Origin of the sequence: Sphingobacterium sp. GVS05A (genome assembly GCF_019969845.1) — a bacterium.
GTDB lineage: Bacteria > Bacteroidota > Bacteroidia > Sphingobacteriales > Sphingobacteriaceae > Sphingobacterium.
The window spans coordinates 20,999-39,420 of sequence record NZ_JAHXYR010000003.1 but is presented as its reverse complement, the minus strand read 5'-3'; the positions used below and the strand labels follow the sequence as shown (position 1 = coordinate 39,420).

Here is an 18,422-nt window from a genome sequence, read left to right as displayed (position 1 = left end):
TGGCTAAACCAAATATATGAATAAGCTTGAGATAAACACAGCACAAAATGTAAAAATCCAGTATAATCTTGCTAGTCTAGGTTCAAGGATGATCGCATTTGCAATAGACTATTTTATTATCGTGTGTTACTTTTTCTTTTGTATGTTTCTGTTGGATGCATTAGATATCACGAGTAGAGACCCTTATCTTTTCTACGGTATTATTATGGGGATGACTTTACCTGCATTTTTTTACACCTTGATTACCGAAACGGCATTTGGTGGTCAGACCATTGGTAAAAAAATCATGAAAATAAAAGTGGTGAAGCTCGATGGCTCTCGCGCTGACTTTTATCAGTATCTATCACGATGGACATTATCAATAGTAGATATATGGATGACAATGGGTGGTATTGCGATTACTGCTATTGTTCTATCCAAAAATGGTCAACGTATTGGAGATATCGCCGGAGAAACATCCGTCATTAGCTTGAAACCTAGCTTGAAACTCAGTGATACCATTTATGAAGAGATCTTTGAAAATCATCCTATTCTATTCCCCCAAGTCATTAAGTTGAGCGACAAAGATGCAAATGCGATCAAAGAGGTTTATCAAACGGCATTTGACAGGAGAGATGTAGGAATACTGACAGCCTTGGTGCAACGCCTCGAGGCGGTTATGGAAGTTAAACACCCTGAAAAAATGACACCTAATGATTTCGTTTTACAGGTCATGAAAGATCATTACAGCATGTTTAAGGACAAATAGACTTAATAATTCGCTATTAAGTCTTGCATTTATTTGGTTAAGCAATGGGTATTAACCAGAAGTACTACGGCTTTTATACCCTAGCAACCGAATCAGCACCAAAGAAGTACCATGAGAAGACAAAGTTTATGCGCTCTCAATTGCATTTTGTAAAGAAGATACCATGGGATTTTATGTATAAGAAAAGGGCCGAATAATCGGCCCTTGATATCTTTTAGCTAGAACAACTCTCAAGCTGTTACCGAAGCAGCAGAAGTTTGTACCTGACGATCTACTTTCTTAACTAAACCTTGCAAGACATTTCCAGGCCCAACCTCCACAAATGCAGTAGCACCATCTGCAAGCATATTTTGTACAGTCTGTGTCCAACGGACAGCACCGGTCAACTGTGCAATCAAATTTTGCTTAATAATAGCAGGCTCCGTTTGTGGCTTTGCATCAATATTTTGATAAATAGGACATCTTGGAGATAAAATATCAGTTGCTTCAATGGCGGCTTGTAATTCTACTTTAGCTGATTCCATCAATGGCGAATGGAATGCACCACCAACATTTAATTTTAAAGCTCTTTTCGCCCCAGCTTCGGTCAACAAGGCACAAGCTTTATCGACACCTTCTATTGATCCCGAAATAACCAATTGTCCAGGACAATTGTAATTCGCCGCTACAACCACTTCATCCACTTTAGCGCAAATTTCTTCTACAACAGCATCTTCTAAGCCCAAAATCGCTGCCATTGTTGAAGGTTGCAATTCACATGCTTTTTGCATGGCATTCGCGCGCTGTGATACCAATTTCAATCCATCTTCGAAACTCAAAGCTCCTGCTGCAACCAATGCTGAAAACTCACCTAAGGAGTGTCCTGCCACCATATCTGGCTGAAATGAATCCCCCAAAGCTTTGGCTAAAATAACAGAATGGAGAAAAATTGCAGGTTGTGTTACATTGGTTTGTTTCAATTCCTCGTCCGTACCGGAAAACATAATATCCGTGATACGAAATCCTAAAATATCGTTAGCCTTTTCAAACAAAGCTTTTGTTTCTTCATTTAAGTTATACAGGTCTTGTCCCATCCCAACAAATTGGGCTCCTTGACCAGGAAATACATATGCTGTTTTCATCTGTTATATTTTTTTCTTTAATGGCTGATGAGAGCTCGCAAGCTCTGTTTCATATTTAAGAATTACTGTAACCACAAATATATAGAATTCTATCAAATATTAATCTTCTGGAACAAAACTCAATGACAGCATCTTCCTGGGATCAAATACATCCTGGGCAATGGCTAAAAGACTTGTGTTATCTAGATGTTGGATTTTTTCGATCACTTCATCCAATAATATAACACGATTGTAATCCATCACATTTTTAGCCGCCGAAATAATCATACTCATCCGATTCTCTTCTGTTAAAGCAATTTGACCGATAAACTTCTGTTTTGCTTTCTTCAGTTTAACATCGGATAGGGATTGATCGCACATTTTAGATAGCTCTTTAAACACCAACTTTTTTGCTTTTTCAACCTTTTCTTCATCGGTTCCAAGATAAATACTAAATAACCCTGTATCCGAAAAGATCGTGTAATTAGATTCGATGGTGTAGGCAATTCCATATTTTTCCCGAATAGATAGATTAAGGATAGATCCCATTCCCATTCCTCCCAACATATTATTCAGAAGCAACAATCCGGTTTTGCGTTCGTCACGATAATCATAGGCCAATGAGCCCAGCATATAGTGCACTTGATTAATTGGTTTGGGAATCTCAATATGTTGTTCTATAATTGGACTAACATCATTTCTCGTCCGCGAAATAGTATTTTGCGTTATTCCTCCAAAGATTTTATGTAACAACTTTTCGACCTCCTTCAACGTATAATTACCTGTAATACCGATAACCATTTCGTGAGTATCATAATTAGAGTCCATAAAATCCGTAATATCGTTTTTTTGCAATGCTAAAAGCTGATCTTCAAGCCCCAGGATGTTATGCCCCAAACCCGATCCTCTAAATATAAGATCTTCGAAATCATCGACGATAGATTCTTCTGGGCTGTCCAGGTAAGACGCCATTTCATCGACAATAACCGATTTTTCCTTGTCCATCTCCACCTCAGGAAAAGTAGAATGAAAGAAAATATCCTCAAATAGATCTAGCGCTCGATTGAGATAAGGCTGTAGTATAGAGGCATGAACACAAGTATACTCTTTTGTCGTATAAGCGTTCAGGTCTCCTCCGACAGACTCCAGATAATCAATAATCTGTTGCGTTGAACGTTTCTCGGTTCGTTTAAATAAAAGATGTTCAATAAAATGAGCGACACCAAACTTACCCTCCGATTCGTCCCGTGACCCTGCATTAATAACCATACACACATGGGTTATTGGCAAATTTTGATATTGGAATACCACACGGATTCCATTTGAAAGTCTAATGATTTCGTACTCCATTCAGTTTATGAAATTTCTTTAATTGATCTATTCTCACTTCCCTAAACGCATTTCCTCCTCACAAACCGACCAAGCTTTCCTTATTTACGATAATTAGCGAAAAGATCGCCCAAATATATGTTTTACAGTCAACCCATTATTGCAACAATAGCTCAAACATATTATATGCCATAGGTCAAACTTAACTATTTTGGTGTATTTTCAGCAAAACTAGGGATTTTTAAACGCAAAACGGTCATAGCGAAATCACTATAACCATTTTTTAGCTAGCTTTTTTGTTCGACTTACATACGGGGTCTTCTCATACCTCCATGAAAGTCATCTCCCCCTTGTGGGGGCCCCATTGCAAACTTCTGGAATTTATAGGTGAATAACAGCATAAAATAACGTCCGAGGCGATTCGTACGACTATCCGTGATCATGGATTCGTTCACTGTTCTAGATACATTGGTCTGTTCGTTCAGCAAATCAAATGCCTGCAGACGTATAGTACCACGTTGTTCCTTTAAGAACTTTTGCTCAACATAAGTATTAATAACAAATGGATTTGCATTGATCCCCGCACCATAACCACTATTAAACTGTTTTGAAAGATCTGCCCCAAAAATTGTTGTCGGTGTAATATTTATTGAACCAATCAAAGTCGGTGTCCAAGAAGAAACATTGGTTGTTCGATTTGTCAATGAATTTTCCGTATGATTGTATTGATAACGAACTCCAGGATTTATTTCTAGATTTTCGGAAGGATTATACCTAAACATCAAGCCCTGATTAAATACAATATTGCGGGCAATATTTTTTTGACCAATATTATCGTCCTTCTCCGTAGAAATATAACCTATGTTTTTGTTATAAGAAACTCCCCCCATCAACATAATATTGTAGGTTTTTTCTTTTAGTGATTTCCCATAATGATAAAAAGAACTAACATTAAATGGTTTGTCATTAGTTTCATTCAAATACCGTGTTTCGGAAATTAAGGTGGAATTTGTTTGTCCTGTCTGATAATCTATTAAATCATCAAAATAACTCTTGCTAAGGCTCACAATTTTATTATTTGTCAGGCCAGCATTGACAAAAGCGAAGAAGTTATTCCCTTTCTGAAAATCATTTTTGCGAAAACGCATATTCAATTGGTGGCTAAACTCGGGATTTAGATTTGCATTACCGATGACTATACTCGTACGATTTGTACTCATATCAAAGGGTAGAATCTGGGTAACTGACGGTTCATTTGGCGTGCCGGAATAGTTCACTGAAATATTGGATTGTCGGGAGAACTTATACTCAAATCGCGCAATTGGCATCCAATTCATATTGTTGCGATGTATCGGAACAATTAATCCCGAACTGATTGCATCCCCCCGCAATTGAGACGGTTGTGCAGCAGCCCCAATGGAATAGGTGATTTTATCGCCATTATATAGATAATTAGCACCTACTTTATGTGTTGAGAAAGAATAATCATAATTATAGTCAAAATTCAATTTAGGATCATTAGCAATCAGCTCCCCAGCCATATTACGACCTTCCTGTCTATTGGAATTATCATATTTATTCTTGTTGAAATCATAGGTAAACTCTAATCTTCCTTTTTCTGAAAGTGGCTCTGTATAGTTCAACGAAGCACCTGCGTTCCAGCTTTTATTGCTGGCCTCTAAAATCGTTTTCTCATAAATCGAACTTAAAGGAGCATCTGCATTATTAGGATCTGCCAATAACCTATCCAAGATTGCGTTTTGGTCCTTTTCCGTTTTTGCGTTATTGAAGTTCATGTTTACAAAAACATTTCTGCCTTTATCATTCAGTTTACGATTGTATAATCCGCTGACACCAAATCGAGGAGCTGTCGAATTAGCGATTATATCCTGTTTTTGTGAATTGTTAAATGCGTTGTTGCGATAGGTAGTTGATTCAGAAAATGTTGTTACATCACTTTCATCGTAACCAAACTGTGGTGAGATTTTAATATAGTCATTGGCTGAGGGTTTCCACTCCACATTTGCCTCAAAACGATGACTACCGCCAATCGTGTTGCTATTAGAAGTAACACTATCCGTTTGCATGATATTAGGAAGCGTGTTTTCCTGAAATCGCTGTGACAATGTTGTATTATTACTGTGGCTATAGCTATAGCTACCATACGCAGTCAGCTTATCAGAAAAATCCTTGCGAAAATTAAGCCCAATGGAGCCAATTTTCGTAAGCCCATCTGAACCGCCAAACATACCTCCGCCACGACGTCCACCACCGCCTTGACCACGTCGAGCGCCACCACCTGTTGTATTGAAATCAAACAAGGGTGCATTGGTATTGTTTAAGTTCCCTAGTACAGAAATCTGCTCCCCTTCACGCATCCCCATCCACATTCCTGTTGCCTGATAACGATCCTCCGTTCCATACCCAGCACGGAGCGTTGTCATATGGCCTTGGTTATATTTGGGATCGATCTGGATGTTCAGTACTTTTTCGGAATCGCCGTTCTTGTTGCCTGTAATATTAGCCATGTCCCCATAATCATCAATAATCTGCATTTTTTGCACAATATTGGCCGGAAGATTCTGTGTCGCTGTCTTAACATCACCTCCAAAGAAGTCTTTGCCATTAATTCTGACCCTCTTTACAGATTCACCCTGCGCGGTAACATTCCCATCTTTATCGACTTCAACGCCTTGTAATTTTTTCAAAGCATCCTCTGCTACCGCCCCATCACGTAACTTCAGATCCTTCATTGTGTACTCCAGCGTATCACTTTTCACAACCACGGTAGGTACCCCATCCACAACAACCTCCTCAAGCATCTGCGAATTCTGTTGCAAGGTCAAACTTGGGATAATGTATTTTACTTCTCCCTTAGGAAAATCAAACTCCTTTTCAAAACGTTCAAATCCTAAATTAGAAACGGTAATCTTAAACGTATCCGCCTTGATCCTATCAAAGATGAAAATACCGGCCATGTTTGAACCTGCTACCATAGAATCCAATTTTGAAGTCAACTTAACTGTTGCTCCAGCGACAACTCGGTTCTTGTCGTCTTTCAACATTCCTTGTACGCTTCTCGTCTGGCCATATACAGTCCATCCCGTTAACATACTCAACAAAAAAAGCATGAAGCCTCTCATAACATCTATTTTTATATTTCTATAATTGACAAATTATTTGACCGAATGCCCCAGTGTAAGTTTAAGCAACTTCTCTTCATTTCTATTCACAACAGTGCATTCTAAATCTTTACAAAAGAAGATATTATTAGTGTTAATTAATGTAAAAGGGCATTATTCACACAGAAGTTACAATGCATAACTCTAATTTTATTTGTACTTTCGTTCATTTACAGAACTAGAAAAATGCTATTATCATATTATCAAGATCAACAGGTTGAAGCTGGATGTGACGAGGCCGGCAGAGGTTGTTTGGCGGGTCCAGTCTTTGCTGCAGCAGTAATTTTCCCGGCTGATTATCACCATGAACTTCTGAACGATTCGAAAAAATTAAGCGAAAAAAAACGAATGGCATTGCGTCCAATCATTGAACGGGAAGCACTTGCCTATGCTGTGGCGAGTGTCTCTGCGGAAGAAATAGACCGCATCAATATTCACAATGCCAGTTATCTTGCCATGCATAAAGCCTTAGATAGGCTACAGATAAAAGCGGAATATATTATTGTGGACGGGAACAGGTTTATTCCTTACCAAGAGACCCCCCATTCATGCATCATAAAAGGTGATGGGAAATATCTTTCTATTGCAGCAGCCTCCATCTTGGCCAAAACCTACCGCGACGAATACATGGACAATATTGCTTCGGATTACCCCGCTTATGATTGGCTTAATAACAAAGGCTATCCGACCGTAAAGCATCGGACTGCAGTGCTCGAATATGGTTCGACACCACATCATAGAAAAAGCTTTAGAATAACTGACCCACAGCTCAAATTATTCTAAAGCTTTAACCTTTAAAAAGAAACAGCTTGCTATGCAGCTGTTTCTTTTTTTGTCTCCCGTAATGAGAAATATGCTGCTGCTGCTACTCCTAATCCAAGGATAATCGACGATATTAGAGTCAAAAGATTACCCATCTTATGTGATTCTGGATCAAAGATAAATTCGACTTTATGTGTTCCTGATGGCAACTGTAAGGCTCTCAACAAATAATCTGCACGGATAATTGGTATTTCCTTTCCATCAACATAAGCCTTCCATCCTTTATCATAAAACACTTCGGAGAATACCGCAAATGCATCATTGGTAGCCGTATATTCGTACTGCATTTTATCAGGATGATACGATATCAGTTTAATTTCCCCTGTTGTAGCCGCGCTTGAAGTTTTTGCTTTGATTTCATTCTGGTATTGTTGATTCACAAAAGCTTCTTTACGTGGATCAAAAGAGCTGATCGCTTGCATTTCCTCTGCATTTCCTTTTACAAAAGTCACCTTGTCTACAAACCAAGCATTTCCAGCTGCAGTGCTCCGTCTCACAATACGCTGCGATTGATTCTGAGGATCTGTTGTGATCAAATAACGCACATTGAACATATCCAGCACGTCTTCATTAAGCGCTCCATTGAATTGATTCTCTAAAATCTCCTGAAAACGCATTAATTTAGCCGCATGGTAGCCTCCTAACGATTTATGGAAATACGAAGGGCGGGCATCAGAAAATGGATCAGTCGTCAAATCAAGGACGCGATAACTCAGATCCTTATCCATCAAAATCAATTGATCAACTTCGCGTTGCTGAAACACCTGCTGTGCAGTCGCACCTTTCTCCATAAAGGATTTATCATTCAAAAAGCGTTTATCTACGCTCCACAAATCGAATAAGAACAAGATAAGCAGGGTACCCAATAAAACACCTTCATTAAGCTTTTTCTTAAGGTAAAACCAAACAAGTCCGAATGTGAGCAAAATAATCACAAAGGAGCGGTAAGCATCTTTACTCGCGATATCTTTACGATCCAAAACCAGTTGATTGGCCAGCTCCGTAGCAAAAGACTTGTCTCCAATCTGTTGGGTGAACGACTCTATTAAATTATTATGACCTGCATTTCTGAAGTTTAAGAACAAATCCGGCATCAAACCAATCAACAGACAAACACCACCCACACCTGCGAAAGTATATAGCACTTTCTTATCCAAGTTTGGAATTTCTTTCGCCCGTGTCAACAGTTCATTCACTGTCATAATAGCCATCAGCGGCACTGTAATTGAAACGAGAACAAGGATGGATTCAACAGCCCTAAACTTGTTGTACATCGGGAAATAATCAAAGAATAAATCCGAGACCAATGTAAAATTCTTTCCAAATGACAAAAGCAATGCTAATATGGTAGTCGTTAATATCCACCATTTGAAACGGTCTTTAACAATAACCAGCCCCAATATAAACAAGAAGAAAACGCCCGCTCCAAAATACCAGGGGCCTGATGTAAAGCGTTTGTCCCCCCAATAGGTTGGCATGCCTTGTGCCATCTGTCCCGCTTGAACTTCAGACACACCTCCTTTCTCCATAAAGAATTTGGCAACATGTGATTTTTCGTCCAATTGACCACCACTAGCTCCGCCATAAGCATTAGGAATCATAAAGGTCATGGTCTCGCCAACACCTTGGCTCCATTCATAAGCATACTCTTTATCAAGTCCTTTTGCTTTTGTATTATTATTGTCAACCTTCGTAATATTCGCATGGCCACGTGTACTTAGCTTACTGTATTCCCAGGTAGGCAATAAAATGGAAGCGTTCACCATTAAAGCAATGATAACCGCAATTACCTGTCTGCCGGAGGCAATAGAGAACTCCTTTATTTGTTTTTGTTTGATTGCATCGACTAAGGCAAAAATAACGTAGACCATCAGCGCCATTAACAAGTAATAAGTCGTCTGTAAGTGGTTAACACGGATTTCCAAGGAAAGAAATAATGCCAACAGTACCGGTCCCCATAACTTACTCCCACGATAACACATAATCACCGCAGCAATAACAGGCGGTATAAAGGCGATAGCATTTGCCCTGGTAATATGTCCAGCTTCAATATAAATAAAGTTGTAGGAAGTAAAGGCTATTGCAACTGCGCCCACCGCAGCGAGCCAGGGTTTGATGCGTAATACGCTGAAAAGAAAGTAGGCCCCCAATAGATAAAACAACACGGTGTCCATCGGACTTGGAAAGGCGAACTTCACCGCTTTCAACAAGTAGGTACCAATATTATTTTCATTTGCCTGCCAGATTTGATAGGTAGGCATTCCTCCAAACATAGAATTTGTCCATAAAGGCGCCTTTCCATCTTTAGCTTTATAATCAAATAATTCCTTTTGTCCAGCTTGTGCCTGTATAACATCTGATTGAGCAAGTGTCTTTCCCTGCCAAACAGGTGTGAAATAAAAAAATACGAGCGCAATAAATACCGCAATAACGATCAAATGTGCTGAATTCGCCTTAAACCAATTTTTCATTTATCCTCTTAGGTTGTTTAAAAGTCTTAAAAGCCAAACTTAGATAAATTTGTTTTTATATACAATTATAATTATGCGCAATCAATTAAATACATAAATACAGTTCTCTTAGATGAAGAAATGAAATAAACCTCAAATTGCTATAATTTATCAAAGACAGTTTAGCCCAAAAATGCATGGAAAATGAATAACGATGGATTCATTCCCACCTTTTTATAAAAAAAATGCCCTAATTATATTAGGGCTATCTTGAGTTTATTTCATTTTAACGGCCGTCCCCGTGGCCCCTACCATCATCATCCCCCCTGTTCCAACAGTTTGAAAATCCAATCGTACGCCAACGACCGCGTCAGCTCCCAATGCTTTCGCTCGATCTTCTAACTCACGCAATGCGGCCTCACGAGTCTCCTGAAACGCCCGCTCATAGGAATTGGATCGACCACCAAAAAAATCTCTAAATCCAGCCATCATATCCTTAATGGCATTCGCTCCCAAAACAACCTCTGAAGAAACAATCCCCAAATAACGATCGATCTGGTGTCCCTCGATAACACTTGTAGTTGTTAATAACATAATTTTATTCTCCTTTTTGAATTAACTTATTGATATCAGATAATTCACCAAAAACAACTAAGATATCCCCTTCCGCCATGATGGTTTCAGACGTGGCAATACCAGATGCTTCCTTTTGTTCTTTGGTGATTCCGTCTTTTTTTGTCTCTGTAATTTTCACTGTGGTCAGCACAATAATTTTATAAAGATTTGTCAGATTAGCCTCTCGTAGCGTCATACCAACATAACGCTGTGGAACCTTTGTTTCAACAATAGAATACCGATCTGAAACCTTAAAGGAATCAACAATATCGATATTGTCCAATCGCATCGCCAAGCGCTCGGCAGCCTCTTCTTCTGGCATAATATACTCATTGATCTCCATCGCTTCCAGAACTGTTTTCTGCAATTCGGATACAATACGGCCGATTATACGCTTTACTTTTAATTGTTTTAGGAGTGCTACAGTCATAAGAGATGCTCCCTCATCTTCCCCAATAGCGACAATTACAGCATGCGCATCTTTCAAGGGCAGTGAAGATACAGCCTCCCGATCTGTTGTATCCAAACATACGGTATGCGTGATCTTATCTTTGAGCTGCTCCACTATATTTAAACTTTTATCTGCTCCAATCACTTCATGACCGAGTTCAGTAAGATGAACACCTAATGAACGCCCAAAATGCCCTAACCCTAAAACAATATACTTCATAACTCAAACTAAGATAAATTTATTGTATTTACAAGTAAAATCGCATCGCATACTATTAAATCAGCCTCTTCTCTTCATTTTCAAATTTATGTGTAAAAAAAAGAATGCATTTAAAACAAGATCTTTTCCTCCGGAAATATAATATTCCGACGTGTCGTATTTTTGATAAAGGCAACCAATAATGTTAACATACCAACACGACCAACCAGCATGGTCACCACAATGATCAGTTTTCCTCCCATACTTAAGGAAGGTGTAATACCCAAACTCAAGCCACAGGTCGTATATGCTGATAACGACTCAAACAACAAATCTTTCATACTTTTATCTGGATCAGTAAAAATAAGGGCAAAAAAACTGAGCCCAACGACTATAAACGATAATAAAATGATTGCAAACGCCTTATTGACGGATTCGCCTGCTATTCTTCGTTTAAAAATTTCAATATATTCCTTACCCTTTGCTAAAGAAATAATATTTATAAAAGAAAGTGCTACTGTTGTCACTTTAACTCCACCTCCAGTAGACCCTGGAGAGGCTCCTATCCACATCAGTAACATGATCAGAAAAATAGTAGGAGCTCCGACAAAACTCAAATCAATACTATTGTAACCAGCGGAACGCGCGGCATTTGCCATAAAAAAAGACGTAGCCCATTCGCCATCTAAGCCCTTTTCTAAGGAAAGCGTATTCTTCCGTTCCAAAAAGTAAAAGAATAGTGTTGCCGCAACAATAATAATCGCATTACAGAGTAGAACTAACTTGGAGTTGAAGCTAAAACTCCAGGCTTTATGTTTGTATTTTTTCTTCGTGATCAAACGGTGGTACCACAGGAATATAGATTCCTTTATATAGGTATAAAAGTTGAGCACGATTCCAAAACCTAATCCCCCAAGAATAAACAACGAGGAAAGAGCCAATTGAAATGGATAGTTGAACTTATACGCATCATTGGTGATTCCCCCAGACAAAATAGAAAATCCGGCATTACAGAAAGAAGAAATGGAATGAAAAATTGAGAAGAAAATCATACTCCCCATATTTGGGAAGTCGGTCCTTTCCAATGTACTAAAAATCAATAACGCACCAAGAAATTCAAACAACAGTGTTATAAATATCATGGTCAACAATGTCTTAATGACTGATGCTACTTTATTTTCGCCCAATATTTCACCAAACATCAGTTGGTTTTTGAATGAAAATCCACCAGAAAAAAAATAACCAAAAAATCCTGTAAATGTCATAATTCCCAATCCTCCAACCTGTATCAATACAATAATAATGGTCTGACCAAACATGCTAAAGTTTATTGAAATATCTGCTACCGACAATCCCGTTATACAAACCGCACTAGTGGCCATAAATAAGGCATCGACAAAACTGAGCGGAGCTTCAATCGTTGTTCGTGGAAGCATCAATAAGACTGTCCCTATTAGGATAAGCACAAGAAAGCTAATAACAAATAGGATGGTAGGATTAAAATAAAAATTATCGAAAAAGAGTGTGCTTTTCGATAATTCGGCAATAAAAATAATATAGATCCCTAAATAAATCCACTGTTCGCGTGAAAAGACCGATAGCGCATCAATCCCAGCGAAACGTGCAATCAAAATAAAAATAAAATAAATCAGGATAAACAAGCCTGAATAATGTTCAACAGCAATTTTCTTCAGTGCATAGATGGATGAAGATTCCCGCAATGCAATCATAAAGAAAAGCACAAAAAATAGGTAGTGAATGGTTTTACCGAGCAGAGTCCCTAAAGTTGGATCTGTTACATAACCAACATTGAAAATAACTATCGCAGCACAAATCATGCTGACATAGAACATGATCTTATCTACAAGACCGTTTTTATATTTGAAAACAAATCGAACAAAACTTAATATAGAATCTACCATTATAAACCGCAAACTAAGATAAATTTGCCTTTATTCAAAAATCTACCAACATCTTATCTCCTAAAAGCACTTTATTTTCACGTGAAACGGAATCTACCAGTGTCTTTCACTACATCTCCTCTTTCTTAATCCCCAGGCTTTTCTTTCTCCAATTCCTTTTCAGCCTTCTCTCGATCCCGTTTTCGCTTTTCCTCTATTTTGGCAGCCGCTTTTGCTTCTTCCTCCTTTTCTTCTTTTAGCAGCTCTTCAGCGGTTTTATGCTTTTTGAATATCCCTGAAAATAATTTCTTCGCTTTCTCCACACCACTCACGACCTTCTCAACACGATCCGCTGTGTTCATCAATTTTGCCTCCCGCTCTGGCCCTAAACCGACACATTGTTTAATTCCCATCAGCAAACTTTGCCACATTGCCTTAAAGAAAGGATGATAGGGATCTCGATGTTTGTTGATATGCCCAACAGTATATTTACCATAAAGGTCTGGGTTGCCAGGATTAAATAGAACCTGATTGACCATAAATGAAAGGAAGCCCTTCTTTTCTCGACGTCCGTCTTCACCTGTTTCAGAGAGTATGTTAACTTTCAAGTCGTTGTAATCCATTTTAAACGTCCCCTTACTCCGGTAGTCATTAGCCCAGACATCAAATACGATTTGTTTTAGATTACCAGATTTAACCTCAACATTCAGCAATGGTCGAATCATTTTATTGACAGCTGTTAAATCCATCTGTCCAAGACTCCCCTTGTACGTATAAGCACCAACTTTGGAGGTCATATCAAAGACAAAATTAGTCAATAGCTTTCCTGAGTTCATAAAATTAGTACTCAGATTAGCACGCATAAGCTTCTGCTTCAACAGCTTTGTCGAATCATTTGTCACATTCAATATGGTACCATAGGTATGATCAAAAGTAATAGTTCCGATTTGGCTATATTGATCACTCATCTCGGAATAGGAAATACCAATATTATCCAGAATCAGCGAATCAATTCCCATTCTAGTCGACATTTGCATCAATTTCATATGTGGTGCATTTCCTATTTGTCGGGTAGCAGCACTCTTATAATGCTTATCGCTATAGATGGAAAGTTGCCCGTTTTTTAAGAATGCTTTTTGTGCATAAACCTTTTTATCTCTGGAAAGTTGCCCAAAATTGAACCCGGTCAGTTGCAAAGTGTCCATTTTAAAGACAATATAACTTCCACCCTCCCCTTTCTTCTTATAATAGGCCGCCTTGTTTAATGTCGGCTGATAAGCGACCTTGGTCAGGAGAACATTCCTGTCTCTACTATTGATATTAAGTTTATCAAAATTGATTTTATAAAAACCATCCGGAGTTTTATAAGTAAAGCCAGGCACTTCGATCTCGATCATCTTCGTATGATAAAAACGTTGTCTGTCTTGTTCCGAAGTTGAATCAATAAGGACATCATCAATCCGCACTTTCACTTTTTTTATCTCAAAATCCTGATGTACACCCTTTTGTACCTGCGTATATTTAAAATCAATATTATTCAAATTGACAGCTTCAACATGAATCTTCTTTAAATTATCTTTTATTTTTTCGTACAAGGGTTTCTTAGGCCCCTGGCTTACAGTATCGTTATAACTATGCACCTCATTGATAATATGTACCATTGGCGTATCTACAGTGACATCGTGTAAGAAAAGCTCTTTATCCATGAGTACCTTACGGATCCCAAAGCTTTTAATCTTAAGCTTGTTGATGATTATTGCATATCGATTATCAGGAGCCTTTTTCATAAGCTCTAATTTTTTATACACAACACTATCCGGAATTAAATGAAGGTTATCTATGGTTAGATTTCCAAGTGCAAGATTAACATGAATATCGTCGTAGTGAACTGTATACAGACTATCCGTAGCTTGCAAAACCAGCTGCTTTATTTTGGTATCCAACAGTGGTTTCCATTTATTGCTAAAATACATAATACCCCCAGTCAAAGCCAGGAGAATAAACACAATAATACCAATGATCCACTTAAAAATAGGCTTCATAAAGTCACAATCTCTTTGTAATTTAGTCTTTATTTATTGAATAGCAAACAAGATCAATTCCCCTTTTGTTTCAAATACTACTAAATAAAGCAAATATGCAGCTCCGAATACGACTTTTCTTATTTCTTGTACCGTTTTGGCTACTTATATTCAATTCCTGTTCAAATTCCAAACCCGAAACAGGCTTCTATTTTTGGAAAACAGTCTTTCAACTTGATACTGTCGAAAACCGTGCGTTAAAAGAAATTGCTGCTAAGTCCATATATACACGAATTATGGATATAGACTTCGATCCTTCCGGTGTTCAGGCCGTCCCCATTAGCCCCATTACATTCTCCCAGCCTGTGCCTAAAGAACAAGCTTTAATACCAGTCGTATTTATCAATCAGCGCATCTTTTCAGAAATGGACAGCTTACAGATAAGGGCCTTAGCCAATAAGATTGTCCCATTTGTCTCTGCAAAAATTAAGCAGGCTGGCAAAGAAAAATTCAACGAATTGCAACTGGACTGTGACTGGACACAATCCTCTCGGGACAAATTCTTCTACCTACTCAATTACCTTCAAGAATTACCTGATTTAAAAGATGTTATTATTAGCTCAACCTTAAGATTACATCAAGTTAAGAATACTGTGACAAGCGGTATTCCTCCAGTAAAGAAAGTGACTTTAATGTGCTACAATATGGGTAATTTACGCCAGTTTGGAAACCAAAACTCCATTCTGAATCAACAGGATCTAAAGACATATTTAAGTGGTACATTACGCAATTATCCAATGCAAATGGATATTGTACTTCCTCTATTTCAATGGTTTGTGGTTTTTAGAAACAATAGTTACATTGGTATTTCAAAATATATCAGTGAACAGGATATCAATAATAAAGCCCTATTTACACGCAACCCAAAAACTAATTTATATATTTTAATTACCGACCTTCCAAAAGCAAACCTCAAAAAAGGAGATGTTGTCCGATTTGAACAGGTAACTCAAGATGATCTTTTGCAAACGGCAAAATTTTTGCGGGGAGAACTGAAAGGAAAAAAACATCAGATTATTTTTTATCATTTAGATCAAGCTACATTAGCAAATCATGGCAATGCCGAGTTACAAGAAATTATTCGTGCTTTCTAGCACCACGCTTGCTTTCTTTTTTGGAGAGATTGCAACAAATATCGCTTGCGGGCCCGAAGTGGATCCCTATGACAACCAAACAACTTACTACCTTCCGAATCTTGAAGACAATGGATTTTCTGCATTTCAATACATCCCCTATCAATTTCTTTATACCGAAGAAGCTCCAGTCAAGGAAAGCATCGTCAACAGTGAAGCTTGGGCGAAACACCTCGGGTCAGCTGTCAATGTAAAAGATATCGAACAATTGATGTACTACAGCGACTCAGCAACCTCTGATTTGGTCAGTAATCAAAAAAGATCATCCTGGAGCAATCTTCCGGATTCTATCAAAGGAAATACATTTTTACAAACTTTAGTTGATGGTAAACATGAATCTGAGCGAGCTTACTTTGTTTTCACAAAAAAGCAAGAGCCCATTACAAATGTTCAACACAGTTATTGGGATCCCGATACACGCAATTTTAAAGAGATCTTACAATATGCTGAACTCGCCGAAGCACAGATCAACAAACATAAGAAAAACAGCTTCCTTTTTGTGCGTTACGCTTATCAAGCCGCACGCTTATATCTATTCGGCCAGGAATATGCCAAAAGTATTGCTGTCTATGAAAAGTATTTACAGCCTATAAAAGGGAACGAGGCTATCTTAAATTGGGCGCTTTCCAACTACGCTGGTGCTGTCCGTAAAAATGGTGATGGGGCTAAAGCCGCCTACCTTTTCTCCAGGCTATTTACAGCAAGCCCCGAAAGACGGGTTTTGGCGTACGCTAATTTTCATTATATCACAGCTTCTGACACCGAGATTTTTCAATACGCTAGCACGGATGCAGACAACTTTAACATTAATGCCATTATTGGTTTCGGTACAGGAGATCGTACCATGAAATATCTGAATGCCTGTTACAAGCTTGACCCGGCCAATACTGTAAATGCGGTTCTGCTGGGAAGGGAGGTCAACAAAATAGAAGGCGATATGAACCAGTCTTTTTATATCGGTTATGGCGAAAACTACAACTATTATTCTAGGAATGAAGACAAAAGCACCGTTAAACAACATTTGGATTCACTTCGCGATTTCGCATTAAACCTCTATCAAGACAAAAAATACGTTCAGCCACAGCTTGGCCTGATTACAGCAGCCTATTTAAGCTGGATGAATAGAGAAAATGATCTAGCAAAAAAATATCTTGCTCAGGTAAAGGAAAATGAATTGAATCCTAGGTTGGGCGATCAGTATCAGATTACAGTGCTGCTTACGCAATTAGCCGATTGGCAAACCAGTAAACAGATTGACCAGCCAAAGCTGGTCAAAACATTAGCGTGGCTGGAGCAGAAAGCCAAACAGGATGGCAAAAATTCAAGTAACAAAAAAGAATGGAGCTATAGTGCTTTCGAATACAGCAATTACAGTTTGATTGCAAGAAATATCCTCCAGAACCTTGTCGTCAAACATTATCTCAACACTCAAGATACGGCGATGGCAAGTTTAGCCGCTGTTAAAGCCGACATCTTCTATAATTATGGTGTCGCCAAAGATTCTCTTGAAGACAACATGCAGTGGTCTACCATGCATTTTTGGGAAAATAGCCTCACGCCTAAAACATTATTAAAAATAAGGGCACTACTGTCAGACAACACACAACAAAATACATTATCCCGCTTTTTATTGGAAGATATCAAGCATTTTAATAGAGATTATTTGACAGAACTACTAGGCACGGCATACCTACGGGAGCTTGATTTTCAAAAAGCGGCTACAACATTACAGGCACTTCCTAAAGATCACAAAATAAAGGAAATAAGGAATTCGTACAATGAAGATGAAACGGATGTTATCCCCAGTCCATTTATTGTCACCATCAACGACTATCCAAAGAAATATGGAAAAGAGAATACAACTAAGTTAAAATATGCTGAGCGTATGGCCCGATTGGAGAATGCCATAAAAAGCGAAAAAAACAATCAGAAAAAAGCCGACTATTACTTTCAAATGGCCACAGGCATTTATCAGACCAGCACTTACGGAAACGCCTGGTCTCTAGTGTCGTACGATTGGTCATCCTCAGAAAACCATGCTGCCACAACAATTCACTGGCAACGGAATTACTTACAGACAAAATCAGCAAAAGATTGGTATAACAAAGCCCGTTCACTAAGCTCGGATAAAGAGTTTAAGGCCAAATGTACTTTCATGCTCGCAAAATGTGAACAGAAGGATTTTGTTTATACGGATGAAACACGCTGGCAATATTATGACTTCCCCTTGAAAAATCCGTTTTACCGCTTTTCACTACAAAATAAATACTTTAAAGAATTAAATACACAATATAAGGATACGCCTTTTTTCAAGATGGCTTCAAAGGAATGTACCTACTTGAGAGACTACATAAATCTGACCCAGGCTATAAAATAAAGGCGCTCTTGCTTAATACAAAAAAGGCCTCCATA

At 38.3% G+C, this 18,422-nt stretch carries 12 protein-coding genes; 4 read left to right on the top strand and 8 right to left on the bottom strand.

Annotated features, from left to right (window positions below; translation table 11 throughout):
- Positions 1–16 precede the first annotated feature (16 nt).
- Positions 17–748, top strand: a complete 732-nt coding sequence (locus LC454_RS07900; RefSeq protein ID WP_223581262.1) for an RDD family protein — start codon at positions 17–19, stop codon at positions 746–748.
- 230 nt (positions 749–978) lie between these two features.
- On the opposite strand, the gene fabD is transcribed toward LC454_RS07900, so the two are convergent.
- From fabD to LC454_RS07885, 3 genes are all read right to left on the bottom strand, one after another.
- Entirely contained in the window at positions 979–1,869 is an 891-nt protein-coding gene (gene fabD / locus LC454_RS07895; RefSeq protein ID WP_120260499.1) for an ACP S-malonyltransferase, read from the bottom strand.
- Between the two features lie 99 nt (positions 1,870–1,968).
- Positions 1,969–3,198, bottom strand: a complete 1,230-nt coding sequence (locus LC454_RS07890) for a M16 family metallopeptidase (protein WP_223581261.1) — start codon at positions 3,196–3,198, stop codon at positions 1,969–1,971.
- A gap of 284 nt (positions 3,199–3,482) precedes the next feature.
- The gene (locus LC454_RS07885; RefSeq protein WP_223581260.1) at positions 3,483–6,320 is read right to left on the bottom strand and encodes an outer membrane beta-barrel protein; all 2,838 of its coding nucleotides are present in this window, start codon (positions 6,318–6,320) and stop codon (positions 3,483–3,485) included.
- Positions 6,321–6,545: 225 nt separating this feature from the next.
- Here LC454_RS07885 and LC454_RS07880 point away from each other — a divergent pair, with 225 nt between their 5' ends.
- The gene (locus LC454_RS07880; RefSeq protein WP_223581259.1) at positions 6,546–7,142 is read left to right on the top strand and encodes a ribonuclease HII; all 597 of its coding nucleotides are present in this window, start codon (positions 6,546–6,548) and stop codon (positions 7,140–7,142) included.
- Positions 7,143–7,171: 29 nt separating this feature from the next.
- On the opposite strand, the gene LC454_RS07875 is transcribed toward LC454_RS07880, so the two are convergent.
- The 5 genes from LC454_RS07875 to LC454_RS07855 all read right to left on the bottom strand — a co-directional run bounded on the left by LC454_RS07875 (position 7,172) and on the right by LC454_RS07855 (position 14,838).
- On the bottom strand, positions 7,172–9,652 hold the full coding sequence (locus LC454_RS07875; RefSeq protein WP_223581257.1) for a YfhO family protein: 2,481 nt from the start codon (positions 9,650–9,652) through the stop codon (positions 7,172–7,174).
- A gap of 255 nt (positions 9,653–9,907) precedes the next feature.
- Entirely contained in the window at positions 9,908–10,225 is a 318-nt protein-coding gene (locus LC454_RS07870; RefSeq protein WP_077437339.1) for a YbjQ family protein, read from the bottom strand.
- 4 nt (positions 10,226–10,229) lie between these two features.
- On the bottom strand, positions 10,230–10,916 hold the full coding sequence (locus LC454_RS07865) for a potassium channel family protein (protein ID WP_223581255.1): 687 nt from the start codon (positions 10,914–10,916) through the stop codon (positions 10,230–10,232).
- A gap of 110 nt (positions 10,917–11,026) precedes the next feature.
- Positions 11,027–12,817, bottom strand: a complete 1,791-nt coding sequence (locus LC454_RS07860; protein ID WP_223581254.1) for a TrkH family potassium uptake protein — start codon at positions 12,815–12,817, stop codon at positions 11,027–11,029.
- A 125-nt stretch (positions 12,818–12,942) separates the two neighbouring features.
- The gene (locus tag LC454_RS07855) at positions 12,943–14,838 is read right to left on the bottom strand and encodes a hypothetical protein (RefSeq protein ID WP_223581253.1); all 1,896 of its coding nucleotides are present in this window, start codon (positions 14,836–14,838) and stop codon (positions 12,943–12,945) included.
- Positions 14,839–14,933: 95 nt separating this feature from the next.
- Here LC454_RS07855 and LC454_RS07850 point away from each other — a divergent pair, with 95 nt between their 5' ends.
- Entirely contained in the window at positions 14,934–15,971 is a 1,038-nt protein-coding gene (locus LC454_RS07850; protein WP_223581252.1) for a hypothetical protein, read from the top strand.
- On the top strand, positions 15,931–18,387 hold the full coding sequence (locus LC454_RS07845) for a hypothetical protein (protein ID WP_223581251.1): 2,457 nt from the start codon (positions 15,931–15,933) through the stop codon (positions 18,385–18,387). Before LC454_RS07850 ends, LC454_RS07845 begins: the two co-directional genes overlap by 41 nt.
- Positions 18,388–18,422 lie beyond the last annotated feature (35 nt).